Genomic DNA, 16,702 nt, shown 5'->3' on the forward strand with positions numbered 1-16,702 from the left:
TCGAACAACTCAAGGCAGCCGGCTTAGAACGAGCGCCAACGCACCCAGCGGTATCCCTTCGCATCTGCCCATTACAAAAAGCGTGTTTCGACGCGCCCGATAAACACAGGTGGAACGCGCACATGGCATTTCTCCAACTCGAAGGCCTTAGCAAACGCTATGGCGCAATCGACGCCGTCGTCGCCACAGATCTGGCGGTGGAAAAAGGCGAATTCGTTTCTTTGCTCGGCCCTTCCGGTTGCGGCAAAACCACCACCCTGCAAATGATCGCGGGCTTTGTCGACACCACGGCCGGGCGCATCGTGCTGGATGGCCGCGACATCACCCACGCTAAACCGAGCAGCCGTGGGTTGGGCGTGGTGTTTCAAAGTTATGCGCTGTTTCCCCACATGACCGTACGCGACAACGTCGCCTTTGGTCTGCGCATGCGTAAGGTTTCACCCGCTGATATCGAAAGTCGCGTGAGTACGGTGCTGGACCTGGTGCGTTTGGCGCCCCACGCTGAACGCTACCCGCGGGAATTGTCGGGCGGTCAGCGCCAGCGTGTAGCCCTGGCTCGCGCATTGGTCATAGAGCCGCCGGTGCTGTTGCTCGATGAGCCGCTATCTAACCTCGACGCCAATTTACGCGAGGAGATGCAATTCGAGATCCGCCGCATCCAGCGTGAAGTTGGCATCACCACGCTGATGGTGACTCACGATCAAGCCGAAGCCCTGTCGATCAGCGACCGGGTGGTGGTAATGCAAGCGGGGCGCGTGACGCAAATCGACGAGCCGTACAAGCTTTACGAACATCCGCGCACGCAGTTCATTTCCGGCTTTGTCGGCAAGGCCAACATGCTCGCCGGTGACATCGACGCCAAAGGTCATCCCCAGGTACGCCACAGCCCAGGCGAAGGCGCATTGACCCTTAGCCTGCGTCCGGAAAAAATCGACATGCTCGACGGGGGCAGCGGCCGCCTGCAGGGACGTATTACGGTCCGTTATTTTCTCGGCAGCCAATGGCTGTACCGCATCGACACCGAACTGGGCGAACTCACCGTGGTACGGCGCAACGACGGCAGCGCGCCGTTGACCGAAGGCACTGCGGTGGGTCTCGATTGGCAGCCAGAGTTGTTACGCGTGCTGGCCGCCGACGAGGTGCACACATGAGTCTATTCGCTGCCATGCGCCAAGGCGGGCGTGGCTATCTGCTGTCGATGCCGGCGATTGTCCTGTTTAGTTGCCTGCTGATACTGCCATTGGTGTTGACGCTGGTGTTGTCGTTCAACGTATTCGACTACCAACTGGGCGTGAAAGGTGGCGAGTTCACCCTCGCCCAGTATGTGAGTCTGTTCAGCGATTCTTACTTCTATGAAATTTTCTTTCGCACGATCTGGATCAGCGCAGTGGTCACCCTACTGTGCGTGGTCATCGGTGTGCCCGAAGCCTACATTCTCAGCCGCATGGGCACTCCGTGGCGCTCGATTTTTCTGATATTGATTTTGACCCCGCTGTTGATTTCCGTGGTGGTTCGGGCGTTTGGCTGGAGCTTGCTGCTGGGCGCCGACGGTTTGGTCAATCAGGCGATTCAGGCCCTGGGCGGACGCCCGGTAAAGCTGCTTTATACCTCGTTCGCCGTGATTATTGCGCTGGTCCACGTGATGTTGCCGTTCATGATCATTCCGGTCTGGACCTCATTGCAAAAGCTCGACCCTTCCGCTGAACAGGCTGCTCTCTCCCTTGGCGCCAGCCAGGCAAACGTCATGCGGTTAGTGGTGTTGCCCCAAGTGATGCCCGGCGTGCTTTCCGGGACGCTGATCGTTTTCGGTTTGTCTGCCAGTTCTTTCGCAATTCCCGGCCTGCTCGGCGGACGGCGATTGAAGATGGTTGCCACCGTGGTTTACGACCAATACCTCTCGGAGCTGAATTGGCCCATGGGCGCGGCCATCGCGGTGGTGCTGTTGGTGATCAATTTGTTGGTGATGCTGACCTGGAACCGGATTGTCGAACGCCGCTACAAAAAGACCCTGGGGGAATAAGACATGTCCAAAAACGGTCCTTTGTCACTGGGTTTTCATACCTTGGTGGTCGTGTTCATGATGGCGCCATTGGTGGTGGTTTGCCTGGTGGCGTTCACTCCGGAAAATACCCTGAGCTTGCCAACGTCCGGGTTTTCCCTGCGCTGGTTCAAGGCGGTGTTCGAGCGCGCCGACTTCATTCACGCGTTCTATAACAGCTTGATTCTGGCGTTTGTCGCCGCCTCCCTGGCGACCCTGATTGCAGTCCCCGCCGCACTGGCAATTACTCGCTATAAATTCCCCGGTCGCGACTTTCTTAACAGTCTGTTTCTGTCGCCGATCATCATGCCGCACCTGGTGTTGGGCGTGGCCATGCTGCGGCTGTTCGCATTAATGGGCGTCAACGGTAGCTTCGCCTGGTTGATGCTGGCGCACGTGGTGATTATCACGCCGTACGTTTTACGGCTGGTGATCGCCGCCGCTATCGGCATTGATCGCAGCGCCGAGCAAGCCGCTGAATCACTGGGCGCCAGCCGCTTCACGCTGTTTCGTCAGATCACGTTGCCGATGATTCTGCCGGGGGTCGCCGGTGGCTGGCTGCTGGCGTTCATCAACAGTTTCGACGAAGTCACCTTGTCGATTTTCGTCAGCTCGCCATCGACCCAAACGTTGCCAGTGCGCATGTACGTGTACGCCACCGAATCCATCGACCCCATGATGGCTGCGGTGTCGGCACTGGTCATCGCGCTGACCGCCGCGGCCATGATTGTGCTCGACCGGGTGTATGGCCTGGACCGGGTTCTGGTCGGCAAACATTGAGAGGAATCCACTGAAATGGCGTTGTTTAAACGACTGGTCGAACAGGATCGACCGGTGCTGGCGTTCACCCTCGATGGCCAATCGGCCTCCGGCTTGCAAGGCGACACGCTGCTGACCGCGGTGTTGACCTGCGCCGAGTACGTGCGTGGCAGTGATTTCCGCGCCGAACCCCGCGCCGGCTTTTGCATGATGGGCGCGTGCCAGGATTGCTGGGTGCGTTTGGGTGATGGCCGCCGAGTGCGCGCCTGCTCGACGCTGTTGGAAGCCGGACAGAACATCAGCCGAGAACCGGGGCGTAGCATATGAGCGTGGTGATTGTCGGCGCAGGACCGGCCGGAATTCGGGCGGCGCAAACCTTGTTGGCGCACGGGATCAAAGCCTGCTTAATCGACGAATCTTTGCGCGGCGGAGGCCAGATCTATCGGCGCCAACCCGCCAACTTCCGGCGCACGGCGCAGCAGTTGTACGGGTTTGAAGCGTCGAAGGCCGAGTCGGTGCACCGCACCATTGATGAACTGGCAACGCAGATTGATTACCGCCCCGAAACGCTGGTGTGGAATGCCGAAGACGGCCGCCTGGACACCCTGAACAATGGCCACGCGGGCGTCGTGAAATACGCGCAAATCATCGTCGCCACCGGCGCCACTGACCGCATTTTGCCGGTTCCGGGCTGGACGCTGCCGGGGGTTTACAGCTTGGGCGCGGCGCAGATCGCGCTGAAGTACCAAGGCTGTGCCATCGGCGAGCGCGTGGTGTTTTGTGGCAGTGGGCCATTGCTGTACTTGGTCGCTTATCAATACGCCAAAGCGGGAGCCAACGTCGTAGCGGTGCTCGACAGTGCGCCGTTCAGTGCGCAGTGCCGGGCCCTGCCCGCATTACTTGGTCAACCCGCAACGCTGGCCAAAGGTGTGTATTACCGCAGTTGGCTCACCGCTCATGGTATTGCGGTGCATCAGGGCGCAACCCTGGAACGTATTGATGGCGAGCAGCGTGTATCCGCTGTGGCCTGGGATAACGGTAAGCGCCAGCAACGGCTGGAATGTGATGCCGTAGCATTCGCCCATGCCTTGCGCAGTGAAACGCAACTGGCCGATTTATTGAGCTGCGAATTTCAGTGGAATGAACTGAACCGTGCCTGGTTGCCGAAGCGTGACAACGCCGGACGCAGTTCGGTTGAGGGCGTGTATTTGGCGGGGGATGGCGCCGGGATCATGGGTGCCGACGCTGCGGAAATGGCCGGCGAGCGTGCGGCATTGGTCGTGCTCGAAGACCGTGGGATTTTTGTCGACAGCGCACGGAGCAGGTCCTTGGAACACAAGCTCGCGGCCATCGAGCGGTTTCGCCACGGGCTGGAAACTGCGTTCCCGTTCCCGACTGACTGGGCGGTTAAAGCGCCGGACGCGTTGGTTGTTTGCCGTTGCGAAGAGGTGTCTGCGGGTGAAATTCGTGCGGTGGTCGATGACGGTCATTGGGAAATCAATCGGGTCAAAGCCCATTGCCGGGTGGGCATGGGCCGTTGTCAGGGGCGGATGTGCGGATCGGCGGCGGCAGAAATCGTCGCCCAACGCAGCGGCCGCGCATTGAATGAAATTGGTCGATTACGCGGTCAGGCACCGATCAAGCCCCTGCCGTTCGGTCTGGAGCTTGAATCATGAGTGGGTTGATCGAGACTGATGCGATCGTACTCGGCGGCGGCATCGTCGGTGCCTCGGCAGCCTTGATGCTTGCGCGTAGGGGCAAAGCCGTGGTGTTGCTGGAGCGGGATTTTTGCGGATCCCATTCCAGCGGGGTCAACTATGGCGGCGTGCGGCGTCAGGGACGGCCACTGAGTCAGTTGCCCTTGTCCCAACGCGCTCACGAAATATGGGGCAACTTGCTTGAGCTGATTGGTACCGACGGTGAATACATGCAGTCGGGCCATCTGAAACTCGCGCGTAGCCATGAAGATATGGCGGCCCTGCAGACTTACGCGCAATCCACTCGCGGTTTTGGTCTGGGTTTGCAGCTGCTTGATCGCGCAGAATTGCGTGCACGATACCCGTGGGTCGGCGATGTGGCGGTGGGGGCCTCGTTGTGTCCAGACGACGGTCATGCCAATCCCCGTTTGATCTCGCCGGCCTTTGCCCGCGCGGCACAACGCGCTGGGGCGCAGGTGTTTGAGCAAACCAAAGTCGTTGAGATTGAGCACGACGGGCACGCGTTTAATGTTCATTGCGCCAACGGGATCAAGGTTCGTGCGCCATGGCTGCTCAACTGCGCGGGCGCCTGGGCCGGAACCGTTGCCGCGCAATTTGGCGAGTCAGTACCGATGCGCTCCGGGCACCCTGCGATGCTGGTCACCGAGCCTTTGCCCATGGTCATGGACGTAAGCACCGGCGTCGAAGGCGGTGGTATTTATGCGCGGCAGGTTGCGCGTGGCAATTGCGTATTAGGCGGCGGACAAGGTTTTGCGCTCACCCCAGAGCAGGCGCGTCCCGGCCAGGCCGCAGTGCTTGAAATTCTGCGCAACGCTGCCGAGCTGTATCCGTTTCTCGCCGGTGCTCAGGCGATTCGTACATGGAGCGGCACCGAAGGTTATCTGCCGGATCGTGAGCCAGTGATCGGCCCCAGCACCACGCGAGCCGGTTTATTACATGGCTTCGGCTTTGCCGGTTCAGGCTTTCAGATCGGCCCTGCGGTGGGCGAAGCCCTGGCCGAGCTGGTGTGTTCAGGTTCAGCAACACAGCCGATAGAAGCGTTTTCAATCGGTCGCTTTCAAACCACCCAACCCGCGCGAGCGGGGACCGTCGTTCAATTGCCCAGAGGAAGATCGCGTCAATGAAGAACATCAATCGTATCGCCCTGTCTTGTCTACCCTTGGCCAGCCTGCTGCTCACGGGCGCGGCACACGCCGAACCGACGCTGTACCTGGGCATGAACGGCGGCACCATGGAACGCGTCTATGCCGATAAGGTACTGCCCGCGTTCGAGAAGGCCAACAACGTCAAAGTGGTGATCGTGCCCGGCACGTCGTCGGACATTCTGGCTAAAGTCCAGGCCAGCAAAGACAACCCGCAAATGCACGTCATGTTCCTGGACGACGGCATTATGTATCGCGCGATTTCCATGGGGCTATGCGACAAACTGCAAGACAGCCCTGTACTGGCCGACATTCCAGCGAAAGCGAAGATCAAGGACCAAGCCGTGGCCGTGACCCTTGGTGTCACCGGCCTCGCCTACAACACCCGCATGTTCAAAGAGAAAGGCTGGAGCGCGCCGACTTCATGGATGGACTTGGCTGACCCTCGTTTCAAGGAAAAAGTGGTGTTTCAGTCCCTGGCCTCGTCGACCTTCGGCCTGCACGGTTTCTTGATGTTCAACCGTATCCAGGGCGGCAGCGAAGCCAACGTTGAACCCGGCTTCAAGGCATGGCCAAAAACCGTCGGCCCCAACGTGCTGGAATACATCGCCAGCTCGGCAAAAATCTCGGAAATGGTCCAGACCAACGAAGCCGCTATCTTTCCGCTGACCCCAACCGGCGTGACCACGCTGCAACTGCTGGGCGTTCCGGTTGAATACGCACAGCCGAAAGAAGGCGCCGTGGTCCTCAACGTCGCCGAATGCGCCATTGCCCACAACGACCAACCCGAACTCGCACAAAAACTTGCGGCGTTTCTGCTGAGTGCCGAAGCACAAGGGCCGGCATTGGAAGAAGGGGATCAGATTCCTTCGAATCCTAAAACGCCGACCACCGATAAGACTCGCGGCCGGGTTGAGGCGATGAATAAGTATCTTGAGACCGCGATATCGATTGATTGGGATCGAGTAAATCAGCAACGGCCGGAATGGAATGCGCGCTGGAGTAAGACGATTGAGCGGTAGGTGAAACGGTTAGTTTGACGCGCCGGGATTCATATCTGGAGTCATCCTGTAGGGATGGTATGTATTACCAAATCCCACACAGCAAAAAGCCCGGATCTCCGGGCTTTTTGGCTGACCCCTGTAGGGCTGTCAGTCGATTAACGCTGTCAGTCGATCAGTAGCGCTGATACTGCGAACCGAATTCTTTACGGTTTTCCGCGACGATCACGTTGCCATGCAGGTTGGTGTCCAGACGATCAAAGGTCTTGGCTGTGTTGTCAGCGACGCGGACGTGATCCGATTCAGCGACAACAACCGGCTTGGCGGCCGAAGTAGTGGTTTGAGGGCTGGCGAATGCCGATGTTGCAGCCAGAACTGAAAGGGCAAAGCCGAAAGCGAGAGTACGTTTCATGGTTAAGCTCCAGTAGGTAGTTCAGAGAAAGGTTGTTGGAAGCGATGGCGCTAAGTTACCGCCCTGCCCTTCATATGAAAAACCACGGGTAAGCATGATGACTATTGCTGGCATTGATCTGTGGAATGCCGTACCGAAACCGCCTTATCTCCGCTGGAAGTGTCTGCCCCAATTTTGCTTGACCATTTCGAGATCTTGGCTCTAGACTCCAGTGCATGCGTATGCAAAATCAACAAAAAGGACGTGCAGCGCGCTTAAAAACGGCTAGGCCGTCCGGTTTTCATGGGTCGACGAGCACTTGCCACTAGAAAAATAAGAATTAAGCAGGTGATGACGATGCATGCGTCCCCACGCCCTGAAAAACCGATCCTGCAAGTGGACGGCCTGTGCAAATCTTACGGGCCAACCCATGCGCTAGGTGGAGTCAGTTTCGACATCTACCCGGGGGAGGTTCATGCATTATTGGGTGAGAACGGAGCTGGAAAGTCCACACTGGTAAAAATTCTGACTGGCGTTATATCCCCGAATGACGGGGTAATGCAGTTTGATGGAACCGCTTATTCCCCCCGAACGATTCTTCAGGCTCGAGTGGTAGGTGTCACTACCGCTTTTCAAGAGCTGAGTCTGCTGCCCAATCTGACGGTGGCAGAAAACCTCTCGCTGCCAAGACTTACCAAGGGCTGGCTGGGGCTGAACTCTAAAGCCAACAATTGCGTCGCCGCTGCGGCAACATTACTCAAGTTTGGTCTTTGCGAACTGGAGCCCATGAAGCTGGTGAGCGAACTGTCGCTCGCTGACCGGCAGAGGCTAGAGATAGTCCGGGCGCTGAGTCACTCCCCTTCCCTGTTAATCCTTGACGAACCAACGGCAGTGCTCCCGTCAACGGAATGGCTTTTCGATCTGATCCGTAAAGAGACAGCGAAAGGCACAGCTGTTCTTTACATCTCCCATCGCCTGAATGAAATCCGCCAGCTCTGTGCACGCGCAACGGTGCTGCGCAGTGGTTGCAGCATAGGGACTACCGACCTGCGCGATACCAATGACGCGAAAATATTCGAGATGATGGTCGGGCAGAGAATGGCCGCATCACCGAAGCAATCTGGCCTCAACCAGCTCGCCATGAAATTGCTGACACCTCGGCTCCGAGTGGAAGGCCTGAACGCCGGCATCGTAAAAGATTTGAGTTTGAATCTATATCCGGGACAGGTCGTAGGGTTAGCCGGACTGGATGGCCAAGGGCAATGCGATCTGTTTCATGGGCTTTTTGGCCTCATTCCGAAACGCTCGGGAAATATTGAAGTTGATGGCAAGACGGTCACTATCAATTCGCCGTCCGCTGCCTTGGCTGCCGGAATACAGGTCGCCCTTCTTCCCGAGGAGCGTAAAACCCAAGGCATATTCGGTGACCTGGCTGTGCGTTCGAATATGGCCGTTTCAGCATTAAACCGTATCGGACTGTTTGGGCTTATCAGTGGCAAAAATGAAAAACAATTGGCCAAAGGAGTCGCCAGCCAAGTTGGCTTACAAGACCGATACCTCGACTTTCAAATCACAGACCTCTCAGGCGGTAATCAACAGAAAGCGTTACTCGGGAGAGTGTTACTCACTGGTGCGAACACCTTGCTGCTGTTCGACCCTACTCGCGGCGTCGATGTAGGTACCAAGCAGGCTTTGTACCTCGCCATTGAAGACTTCGTGCGCAAAGGCGGCAGCGTGCTGCTTTACTCCTCTGAACTTGCGGAACTTGTTCGTTTGAGTGACCGCTGCCTAGTCATCTACGAGGGTCGGATCGCCGCTGAGCTTGAAGGCGACTCGATTGAAGAAACGACACTTGTAGCGGCTGCGACCGGACACTACCGACATAAGGCGGGAGAGGCGGCATGAAGACATCTTCTTTCTCCATTACTTCAATAACAAAAAGTGGTGCCGGCACGTCTGCCCTTCTCTACATCGTACTGTTCTTGGTATACGCGGGTGTTGAGCACAGCGCTCTAAGCGTGTCAGCGTTTAGTGATCTGGTTAACAACGCCTCGCCGTTGGCCATCGCTGCGGCTGGCGGCACGCTCATTGTTCTGCTGCGCGGTTTCGATCTTTCAGTGGCCGGCGTGATTTCGCTAGTGAACGTGATCCTGGCTAGCTATCCGTTGGAAGGCGGTATAGGTGCTCTAGGAAGTCTCGGTATTGCATTGGCGGTTGGCTGCCTGGTCGGGCTGGTAAACGGGGTACTTGTCGCCTACGGCGGCTTTCAGTCCATCGCCGTTACATTGGCAACAATGATCATGACCGGCGGACTGGCATTGGTAATCCTGGACGCTCCCGGGGGGTCTGTTGCCGAATGGCTAAGTGAAACCCTGACCGATACAGTCGCCGGCATTCCTGTGTCCGGTCTGGTATTACTGGCAGTGATCGGCCTATGGGCACTTATTCGCAGAACAGATTTCGGCATCTCACTGTACGCGGTCGGCCAAGACGAACATGCAGCCTCCCTTTCGGGCATCCAGGTGCAGCGCACTCGCTGCCTGGCTTTCGTCATCGCGGGCGGACTGTACGGCCTGAGTGGGTACATGCTCTCTGCACAAACCGCCACTGGCAACCCAACTGCCGGTAACTCCCTTCTGTTGCTTACTTTCGCAGCCATCGCTCTGGGCGGCACTTCGTTTCGTGGAGGTATAGGTGGCCTTACCGGCAGCATCATCGGCGCCGCCAGCCTAATGCTTCTGCAAAAGCTTTTATTTTCAATTGGCGTGCAGTCTTTTTACATCGGGCTACTTCAAGGCATCGTCATGATCCTTGCCGTCGGGCTTATGAACGCTGGCGAGCGGTTTGGAATGGGGAGAGCGTGAGATGGCAAGCGCTCATACTAACGCGACTAAAACAGTGCAGGCCCTCCCCATGAGTGAAGCCACTACGGATACTCGAAAGGGGTCGCGAGTATCGAGGGAAACCTTAAACATTGCTGGCGTGTTTCTGCTGTGCATATTGGCAATGGTAGCGGCCAAATGGATCAATCCGAACGCTGGAGGGTATCAGCAACTGGAGACTATTTTAATCCTTTGCTCGTTCCTGGTAGTGGTTGCCTTTGGGCAGGGGTTAGTTGTATTGATCGGCGGGTTGGACCTGTCCATCCCCTCTGTAATTACCTTGGGCGGCATTCTCACGGCGGTCTGGGTTGGCGCTGACGGCGGGCTCTGGAAAGGCGCGGTCGTTCTTGCCGTCTGCGCCGCTGTTGGCGTCGTAAACGGGCTGGGCATTGCGGTGTTTAAAGTGCCCGCCTTCATCATGACACTCGCCATGGGCATCATCATTTACAGCTTGAGCCTAGGTGCTACGGGGGGGTCGCCCAACGGCGTATCACCTAAAGCGCTTACCTGGCTGATGAGCGCACGCACCCTTGGCATTCCCGTCATCGTGATCTTCACGGTGATCGGTGCAATCGTCGCGTTCGTTGTCCAGGCCCGCACACGTTTTGGCACGAGACTCTACGCACTGGGTTCAAACCCGATGGCAGCAAAATTCGCGGGGCTCCATACGATCAGACTGACCATCATGACTTACGGCCTCTGCGCCCTGCTCGCGGGTATCGCCGGCATGCTCCTGGTGGGCTACTCGAACGGCGCAACCTTGCGGATGGGCGAGCCTTACTTACTGCCTTCAGTGGCTGCCGTGGTGATCGGTGGGTCCTCCATCAGTGGTGGCCGCGGCAGCTTTATTGGCACCCTTGCCGGCGCGCTCCTGCTTACCATTCTGGACATGATCATTTCCAGTCTGGGCTTTTCGCAAGGCTGGAGAACCGTCATTTCAGGCGCAATCATCTTGTTTGCCATTCTCCTGCAGCACGAAGGAGCCATGGATTATTTGCGCTCGCTGAAACGTCGAAACACCAAAGGCTGAACCGCGTTCACACCGAAATTCATAGCTACCTACAACAACAAAAGGCGAATGAAAATGAAGAGAGCATTTGAGTTCAATGCTTCATGGCTGCACGGAAGAATAATGGCAATGCTAGCGCTGGTAATCGCGCCACTCGCTGTTTTCAGCGTCACGACTTCCGCCTCCGCTGCCACGAAAGATCATTACGTCGTATATCTGAGCCTGAGCTACAGCGGCAATGCCTGGCAGTCCGAGGCAGCAAACCTGGTCAAAGCGCTGGCCAAGACGCCGCCCTACGACAAAATGGTCGAGTTACGGGAAGTAATTTCGGGCACCGACGTGCAGGCTCAAATCTCCGCTTACGAAAGCATTATCGCTGCCGGTGCGGACGGGGTGGTCAGCTTTCCTGTCTCGCCGACTGCGTTGAACCGCACCGTTAAAAGAGGCTGCGAGAAGGGCGTCCTGTTTTATATGTATGACGCGACCGTCACTGAGCCCTGTGCTTACAACGTGAGCTATATCACTGCGGGTTTTGGCGAGAACACTGCGCAGGCCCTGGTCAACGAACTTAACGGGAAAGGCAAGATTTTCCTGAGTCGCGGAGTTCCCGGGAACTCCGTCGACAAGCGCCATTTCGACGGCGCAATGAGCGTATTTAAGAAATATCCAGGTATCCAGATTGTCGCGGAATATTACGGCTACTGGGATGACCGCACCACGCAGCAGGAAACCGCCAAGGCCTTGGCTGCACATCCGGATGTAGAAGGCATCTGGGCTCAGGCGGGTGAAAATGGCGCACTGAAAGCCTTAATTGCCGCGAACCATAAGCTGGTGCCAATGACCGGCGAGAACTCAAACGGATTTCGGCTTGGCCTGGCAAACCCTGATTACCAAGCCAAAGGCCTACGTGGCATTTCCTCGGGTTCCCCTCCTGCTGCTGCCGGCTTGGCCTTCAAGTTGTTGATGGAGCAATTGCAAGGCAAGCGGGAAATGAAGGTACATAACATCGAATACGCACTGCCTTGGATTCCAGCCGACAAAGTGACTGTCTGTAAGGGCGACAAGGTGACGCCGGAATGTAACGTGCTCTTAGAAGGCAAAGTGCCCGACTCGTTCGTCACTGAGGTGTTCGATCAAGTCTTACTGCCTGAGATATCGCTGCAGTCTGCAACAGATGGAGTCCCTACTCCCGGCGCAACCATTCAGCCTTTACCCGAGGACGCAGCTCGCGCGGCAGCAAACGAACCGGGGATTAACTGCGCCAAATGCGACGCGCCCGCAAATCTCTACCATCTGACTAAAACGAAAGCATTCGACGCCCAGTGATTATCCGCAAGCGAGCCTGAACTCTAGGGTTCAGGCGTATTGGGAGTGAACATATGACGTTAATGCTGACCTCGACGCGCTTCGGGATAGTTGAAAAAGCGTTTGATAATGTGGCGCTGTACCAAACCGACGAAGTGGGCATCGGCAAGCGTGCTGATGACTGGGTTTTCTATGCCGCACAGGTTCGCCCGTATTACGACCAGATCAATGGAATCATCGGCCAACTGGCTGGCTTACTGATTCTGGGCCAAGCGAGAAGCTGCTTCGAGGCTTATTACAACCTCGCATCAACCCCTCTGGATCAGATCGAAGATTGCCGTTGCGGACTGGTGAACATTCGGCCGCCCATTATCGCAGTCGATCATTACAACCATCTGTTGAAAGCTGCGGCGCACGTAGACGAAATCGCTCGTTCACTGTGCCGCTCAATTAACTCACCGGAGCAACTCAGACTCGCACTTCCACAAATGGTGACGGCGCTTGAGGCCGCCTGCGCAATGCTCAGATGTGCAGCCGATCCCGTAGTGCGGCTTCAAACGATCGATTTTGCGCAGGGATGTGCGTGTTGTATGCCTATCAAGGAACCGAACGCATTTCAGACCGACTTCTCTACACCCAATATAAACAAGAGGTGATTTATGTCCGGTAATGCTTACTCAATCTGGGTACTCGAATATAGCTACGTGATGAATTATCCCGTGAGCGGCATCGTGTTCGGTGCTCACAACCAAGGCGTTCGCAAGCTTCCTTACTGCTATGTGGTAATCAAAGGCAACGGCAGGACGATCATGATTGACGTTGGGTACAACAGCAAAGATTACGGCGCGTACCTCGAGAAGAAGTTCGGTGTAGAGAACTGGCGTTCGCCCGCACAGGTGTTGCCGAGCTGCGGAGTCACTCCTGAGGAAGTCGACACTATCATCCTGACGCACGCGCACTTTGATCACTTGGGCAATACCGATGCGTTTCCGAACGCGACGTTCTATATCCAGGAAAAAGAACTGGCAAAATGGATCTGGGCGATGTCGCTGCCCAAGAGCCAACAATGGATGATGATTGCGACCGATCCCTCCGACGTATTGCGCGCCGTCAATCTGGCTAAAGACGGTCGTTTGAGATGTATCGACGGCCCAATGGATGACCTCGTGCCGGGTATTGATCTGCATGTGGCATACGACAGCCACACCTATGCCTCTATGTGGGTACACGTGCGCAATGATCTCGCCAAAGAATCGCAGAACGCCTGGGTACTTGCCGGTGACCTGGTGTACAGCTACGACAACTTCCTCTCGGAGCCGGAGATCATCGACGGTGAAGTGCGCGGAGAACTCGCTATCACACCCGTCGGGCTAGCTTCCGGGAGCCAGACCAATTTGGTATTAGCGACCGAAGAGATGTTGAAGATCGTCGACTACGAGCCCAAACGACTGATCCCCATTCATGAGGAGCGCCTGAAAGATGTATTTCCCTCGCGGATAACTTCTCAAGGCCTTCGTGTCACCGAAATTTGCCTTGGCCAGCAAGAACTATCAAAGGTGACTAACGATGCGTGAACTTGAATCGTTAACCAAAGGCCGAGCCATTGCGATCGTAGGCTCAGGGCTTGTGGGTGCCGGGTGGGCATTGGTCTTCGCTCGCGCTGGCCTTCGCGTTCGAATCTATGATGCAAACCCTGCCATTTCCCAAGCATCGGTGCCGCTGATAAGAAAGCAGATCGCCGACCTTACCGAGTTCGGTCTACTGTCCGAACCGGCAGAATCCATCCTCGCCCGCCTGAGCATCTGTGACACGCTTGCCGATGCGGTGGATGGAGCGGCCTATGTACAGGAATCGATTCTTGAACGCACCGATGTGAAACGAACACTGATGCTTGCACTTGAGGAAATCGCGGGGCCTGACTTGATTATCGGTAGTTCAAGCTCAGGCATTCCGGCGTCTGCATTTGCATCCGGCCTAACTATTTCTTCCAGGGTGATCATTGCTCATCCGGTAAACCCCCCTTACTTGGTACCGGTGGTGGAAATTGTACCGTCACCCGATACCGCGCCATTTGTGACTGAGTTTACTTCGGCCCTTATGGAGGCCGTGGGCCAAAGCGTCGTTCACGTGCATAAGGAGGTTGAAGGATTTGTCCTTAATCGTCTCCAGGCGGTGTTATTGCGAGAGGCTTGGGCGCTTGTAGAGGACGGTGTCGTCACGTGCGAAGACATCGATAAAACGATACGCGACGGCCTGGGCTGGCGTTGGTCATTTATGGGGCCTTTTGAGACCATCGACTTGAATGCGGTGGGGGGCGTCGCCGACTATGCTCAGCGCTTGGGCCCGCTGTATCGCAGCATCGCCGACTCACGGTCGCACCGGGATGAGTGGAGCCCGGACCTCATCAAAGAGGTGGAAAATCAGCGTCGGCAGTACTTGGCCCATAATGAGCTTGAGTCAAGACGTGGATGGCGTGACAGAGCGCTTATGGCCTTCAGCTCACAGCGTCGCAAGACAGGTCCGCGCGAGCAGTGAATATCAAGCATATGGTCATGTAGCCGACCCTTGGCGAGGGTCGACTCGAACGTCATTGTGCCGTCCACCCTCCATCAACCTTCAGCGATGTTCCAGTGACCATTCGTGCCGAAGGCCCTGCAAGGTAAAGGGCTGCACCCACGACATCTTCCATCTTGGCCATGTGCCCCATTGGGATCTTCGAAACCAGGAAGGCTTCTTTCTCTGGGGTGTCGATGATTTTACGCACCAAGGGTGTGTCCACAAAGGTAGGACAAAGGGTATTAACCCGTATGCCTCGACCAGCAAGCTCAACCGCCATGGCTTTGGTCAGACCTTCGATAGCATGTTTGGTCATGCAATAGACGGTTCGATCAGGTGATCCTACATGCCCCATTTGCGACGAAACGTTGATGATGACGCCAACGTCCCTGCCGGTGTTCGCCAGCATCTTTTTAACGGCGGCTTGCGCCGTTACAAAACATGCCTTCACGTTGAGATTAAGCATCGCATCAAGGTGCTCATCGCTTACGTCGAGCATAGGCTCGGGAAAGTTAGTGCCTGCGTTATTTACCAGAATATCAAGGACCGGAATATTGCCAATTACTGTCCTGATGGCGGCGCTGTCGGTCACGTCACACACAATAGTTTGAACGTTTCCACCACAACGTCGAATAGTGTGCGCAACCTCATCCAGATTGCTCTGGGTCCTTCCGACTAAAATCACGTCCGCACCTGCACCACTGAAAGCCAAGGCCACACCGGCGCCAATGCCGCCTCCAGCACCAGTGATTAGCGCGGTTTTGCCATCTAGGCGAAAAGATGGCATTCCCCAGGTTTTGGTTTCGTTTGCCACGACTTTCCCCTTGCGTAATTTTCAGGCATTGGCTTGGCCACGCACACAAATGACCACAGGTGGCGCGGCAAGTAGTTGTTCATCGGGCCAGGGTGTCTGGCCAAGACTGTTTAATCGTTATTATTACTCAGCAATGCCGCCGTAAGGCACGTCTTTATGGCCGTAACGCCGCACGCGAATGTTTGCTTGCTCACCGTGACCTGCAAAGCCTTCCAGCGCACAGAGACGCGAGCAGTAAGACCCTATAAAAGCAGACGCTTCGTCGGTCAATACTTTCTGATAGGTGCAGGTTTTAAGAAACTTCCCTACCCACAAGCCGCCGGTGTAACGAGCAGCTTTCCTGGTCGGCAATGTGTGGTTGGTACCGATCGTTTTGTCCCCAAAGGCTACGTTAGTACGCGGCCCCAAGAACAGGGCGCCGTAATTACGCATGTTGGCGAGGAACCAGTCGGGATCCTTGGTCATAACTTGCACATGCTCAAAAGCCAAGTCGTTAGCGATGGACAGCATTTCTTCGTCGCTATCGGCTACGATAATTTCACCGAAACTTTCCCACGATTTCCTTGCGATTCCGGCGGTAGGTAGGATCTGCAACAAGCGCTCAATCTGGGCCATGGTGTCCCGAGCCAACTTTTCGGAAGTAGTGAGCAGGATCGCAGGTGAGTCAGGGCCATGTTCAGCCTGGCCAAGCAGGTCAGTGGCGCAAAGCTCGCCGTCAACGCTGTCATCAGCAATCACCAGCGTCTCGGTGGGGCCTGCAAACAGGTCGATACCCACTCGACCAAACAACTGGCGTTTGGCTTCGGCTACGAAGGCGTTGCCTGGGCCGACCAATATATCCACAGGCAAAATGGTTTCGGTGCCGATAGCCATAGCGCCGACCGCCTGGATTCCACCCAGGCAATATATTTCGTCAGCGCCGGCCATGTGTTGTGCGGCAACGATGGCGTGAGCGGGCTTACCGTTAAAAGGTGGGGCGGCAGTGATAATGCGAGGAACGCCCGCAACCTTTGCGGTGATTACCGACATGTGGGCAGATGCCAAAAGCGGGTATTTTCCGCCTGGAACGTAGCAACCTGCCGCATTC

17 protein-coding genes are annotated in these 16,702 nt (G+C 56.4%); 14 read left to right on the forward strand and 3 right to left on the reverse strand.

All coding sequences use genetic code 11. The features are described 5' to 3' along the window. The first annotated feature begins 122 nt into the window (after window positions 1–122). The 7 genes from JWR17_RS22510 to JWR17_RS22540 are packed head-to-tail and all read left to right on the forward strand — an operon-like array spanning window position 123 to window position 6,679. On the forward strand, window positions 123–1,151 hold the full coding sequence (locus tag JWR17_RS22510) for an ABC transporter ATP-binding protein (RefSeq protein ID WP_299834965.1): 1,029 nt from the start codon (window positions 123–125) through the stop codon (window positions 1,149–1,151). Further along, window positions 1,148–2,020, forward strand: coding sequence for an ABC transporter permease (locus tag JWR17_RS22515; RefSeq protein ID WP_299834967.1), 873 nt, complete (start codon window positions 1,148–1,150; stop codon window positions 2,018–2,020). Before JWR17_RS22510 ends, JWR17_RS22515 begins: the two co-directional genes overlap by 4 nt. Before the next feature lie 3 nt (window positions 2,021–2,023). Beyond that, window positions 2,024–2,818 (forward strand): ABC transporter permease, encoded by a 795-nt coding sequence (locus JWR17_RS22520; RefSeq protein WP_299834969.1) that lies wholly within the window; start codon window positions 2,024–2,026, stop codon window positions 2,816–2,818. Window positions 2,819–2,833: 15 nt separating this feature from the next. After that, on the forward strand, window positions 2,834–3,124 hold the full coding sequence (locus tag JWR17_RS22525) for a (2Fe-2S)-binding protein (RefSeq protein ID WP_299834971.1): 291 nt from the start codon (window positions 2,834–2,836) through the stop codon (window positions 3,122–3,124). Beyond that, window positions 3,121–4,473, forward strand: a complete 1,353-nt coding sequence (locus JWR17_RS22530; RefSeq protein ID WP_299834972.1) for an FAD/NAD(P)-binding oxidoreductase — start codon at window positions 3,121–3,123, stop codon at window positions 4,471–4,473. Before JWR17_RS22525 ends, JWR17_RS22530 begins: the two co-directional genes overlap by 4 nt. After that, on the forward strand, window positions 4,470–5,639 hold the full coding sequence (locus tag JWR17_RS22535; RefSeq protein ID WP_299834973.1) for an FAD-dependent oxidoreductase: 1,170 nt from the start codon (window positions 4,470–4,472) through the stop codon (window positions 5,637–5,639). The genes JWR17_RS22530 and JWR17_RS22535 overlap by 4 nt, the downstream gene beginning before the upstream one ends. Further along, entirely contained in the window at window positions 5,636–6,679 is a 1,044-nt protein-coding gene (locus JWR17_RS22540; RefSeq protein WP_299834975.1) for an ABC transporter substrate-binding protein, read from the forward strand. Before JWR17_RS22535 ends, JWR17_RS22540 begins: the two co-directional genes overlap by 4 nt. Window positions 6,680–6,833: 154 nt before the next feature. Here the strand turns inward: JWR17_RS22540 and JWR17_RS22545 are convergent, their stop codons facing one another. Further along, complete coding sequence (locus tag JWR17_RS22545; RefSeq protein ID WP_299834977.1) at window positions 6,834–7,070, reverse strand: hypothetical protein; 237 nt, start codon at window positions 7,068–7,070, stop codon at window positions 6,834–6,836. Window positions 7,071–7,406: 336 nt separating this feature from the next. Here JWR17_RS22545 and JWR17_RS22550 point away from each other — a divergent pair, with 336 nt between their 5' ends. The 7 genes from JWR17_RS22550 to JWR17_RS22580 are packed head-to-tail and all read left to right on the forward strand — an operon-like array spanning window position 7,407 to window position 14,780. Further along, window positions 7,407–8,954: a sugar ABC transporter ATP-binding protein gene (locus JWR17_RS22550; RefSeq protein WP_299834979.1), complete on the forward strand. Its 1,548-nt coding sequence runs from the start codon at window positions 7,407–7,409 to the stop codon at window positions 8,952–8,954. Next, on the forward strand, window positions 8,951–9,913 hold the full coding sequence (locus tag JWR17_RS22555) for an ABC transporter permease (protein WP_299834981.1): 963 nt from the start codon (window positions 8,951–8,953) through the stop codon (window positions 9,911–9,913). Before JWR17_RS22550 ends, JWR17_RS22555 begins: the two co-directional genes overlap by 4 nt. 49 nt (window positions 9,914–9,962) lie before the next feature. Next, entirely contained in the window at window positions 9,963–10,961 is a 999-nt protein-coding gene (locus tag JWR17_RS22560; RefSeq protein ID WP_299834982.1) for an ABC transporter permease, read from the forward strand. Window positions 10,962–11,015: 54 nt separating this feature from the next. After that, window positions 11,016–12,266 carry a sugar ABC transporter substrate-binding protein gene (locus JWR17_RS22565; protein WP_299834983.1) on the forward strand — a complete coding sequence of 417 codons (1,251 nt, stop codon included), beginning with the start codon at window positions 11,016–11,018 and terminating at the stop codon, window positions 12,264–12,266. A 53-nt stretch (window positions 12,267–12,319) separates the two neighbouring features. Next, on the forward strand, window positions 12,320–12,901 hold the full coding sequence (locus JWR17_RS22570) for a hypothetical protein (protein WP_299834985.1): 582 nt from the start codon (window positions 12,320–12,322) through the stop codon (window positions 12,899–12,901). Between the two features lie 3 nt (window positions 12,902–12,904). Next, a complete protein-coding gene (locus JWR17_RS22575; RefSeq protein ID WP_299834986.1) occupies window positions 12,905–13,819 on the forward strand; it encodes an N-acyl homoserine lactonase family protein in 915 nt (304 codons plus the stop codon). Beyond that, a complete protein-coding gene (locus JWR17_RS22580) occupies window positions 13,812–14,780 on the forward strand; it encodes a 3-hydroxyacyl-CoA dehydrogenase (RefSeq protein ID WP_299834988.1) in 969 nt (322 codons plus the stop codon). Before JWR17_RS22575 ends, JWR17_RS22580 begins: the two co-directional genes overlap by 8 nt. 52 nt (window positions 14,781–14,832) lie before the next feature. Here the strand turns inward: JWR17_RS22580 and JWR17_RS22585 are convergent, their stop codons facing one another. Together JWR17_RS22585 and hisD are read right to left on the reverse strand one after the other, a co-directional pair. Then, window positions 14,833–15,615, reverse strand: coding sequence for an SDR family oxidoreductase (locus tag JWR17_RS22585; protein WP_299834990.1), 783 nt, complete (start codon window positions 15,613–15,615; stop codon window positions 14,833–14,835). A gap of 123 nt (window positions 15,616–15,738) precedes the next feature. Beyond that, the coding region (gene hisD, locus JWR17_RS22590) for a histidinol dehydrogenase (protein ID WP_299834992.1) at window positions 15,739–16,702 on the reverse strand (964 nt) is incomplete at its 5' end.

Origin of the sequence: Pseudomonas sp., from assembly GCF_028293835.1 — a bacterium.
Taxonomy (GTDB): domain Bacteria; phylum Pseudomonadota; class Gammaproteobacteria; order Pseudomonadales; family Pseudomonadaceae; genus Aquipseudomonas.

Coding starts and splice junctions, on each gene's coding strand:
- JWR17_RS22535 (WP_299834973.1), top strand. CDS start 4,470: ATGAGTGGGTTGATCGAGACTGATGCGATCGTACTCGGCGGCGGCATC.
- JWR17_RS22560 (WP_299834982.1), top strand. CDS start 9,963: ATGAGTGAAGCCACTACGGATACTCGAAAGGGGTCGCGAGTATCGAGG.
- JWR17_RS22530 (WP_299834972.1), top strand. CDS start 3,121: ATGAGCGTGGTGATTGTCGGCGCAGGACCGGCCGGAATTCGGGCGGCG.
- JWR17_RS22510 (WP_299834965.1), top strand. CDS start 123: ATGGCATTTCTCCAACTCGAAGGCCTTAGCAAACGCTATGGCGCAATC.
- JWR17_RS22525 (WP_299834971.1), top strand. CDS start 2,834: ATGGCGTTGTTTAAACGACTGGTCGAACAGGATCGACCGGTGCTGGCG.
- JWR17_RS22555 (WP_299834981.1), top strand. CDS start 8,951: ATGAAGACATCTTCTTTCTCCATTACTTCAATAACAAAAAGTGGTGCC.
- JWR17_RS22520 (WP_299834969.1), top strand. CDS start 2,024: ATGTCCAAAAACGGTCCTTTGTCACTGGGTTTTCATACCTTGGTGGTC.
- JWR17_RS22565 (WP_299834983.1), top strand. CDS start 11,016: ATGAAGAGAGCATTTGAGTTCAATGCTTCATGGCTGCACGGAAGAATA.
- JWR17_RS22575 (WP_299834986.1), top strand. CDS start 12,905: ATGTCCGGTAATGCTTACTCAATCTGGGTACTCGAATATAGCTACGTG.
- JWR17_RS22515 (WP_299834967.1), top strand. CDS start 1,148: ATGAGTCTATTCGCTGCCATGCGCCAAGGCGGGCGTGGCTATCTGCTG.
- JWR17_RS22545 (WP_299834977.1), bottom strand. CDS start 7,070: ATGAAACGTACTCTCGCTTTCGGCTTTGCCCTTTCAGTTCTGGCTGCA.
- JWR17_RS22580 (WP_299834988.1), top strand. CDS start 13,812: ATGCGTGAACTTGAATCGTTAACCAAAGGCCGAGCCATTGCGATCGTA.
- JWR17_RS22570 (WP_299834985.1), top strand. CDS start 12,320: ATGACGTTAATGCTGACCTCGACGCGCTTCGGGATAGTTGAAAAAGCG.
- JWR17_RS22550 (WP_299834979.1), top strand. CDS start 7,407: ATGCATGCGTCCCCACGCCCTGAAAAACCGATCCTGCAAGTGGACGGC.
- JWR17_RS22540 (WP_299834975.1), top strand. CDS start 5,636: ATGAAGAACATCAATCGTATCGCCCTGTCTTGTCTACCCTTGGCCAGC.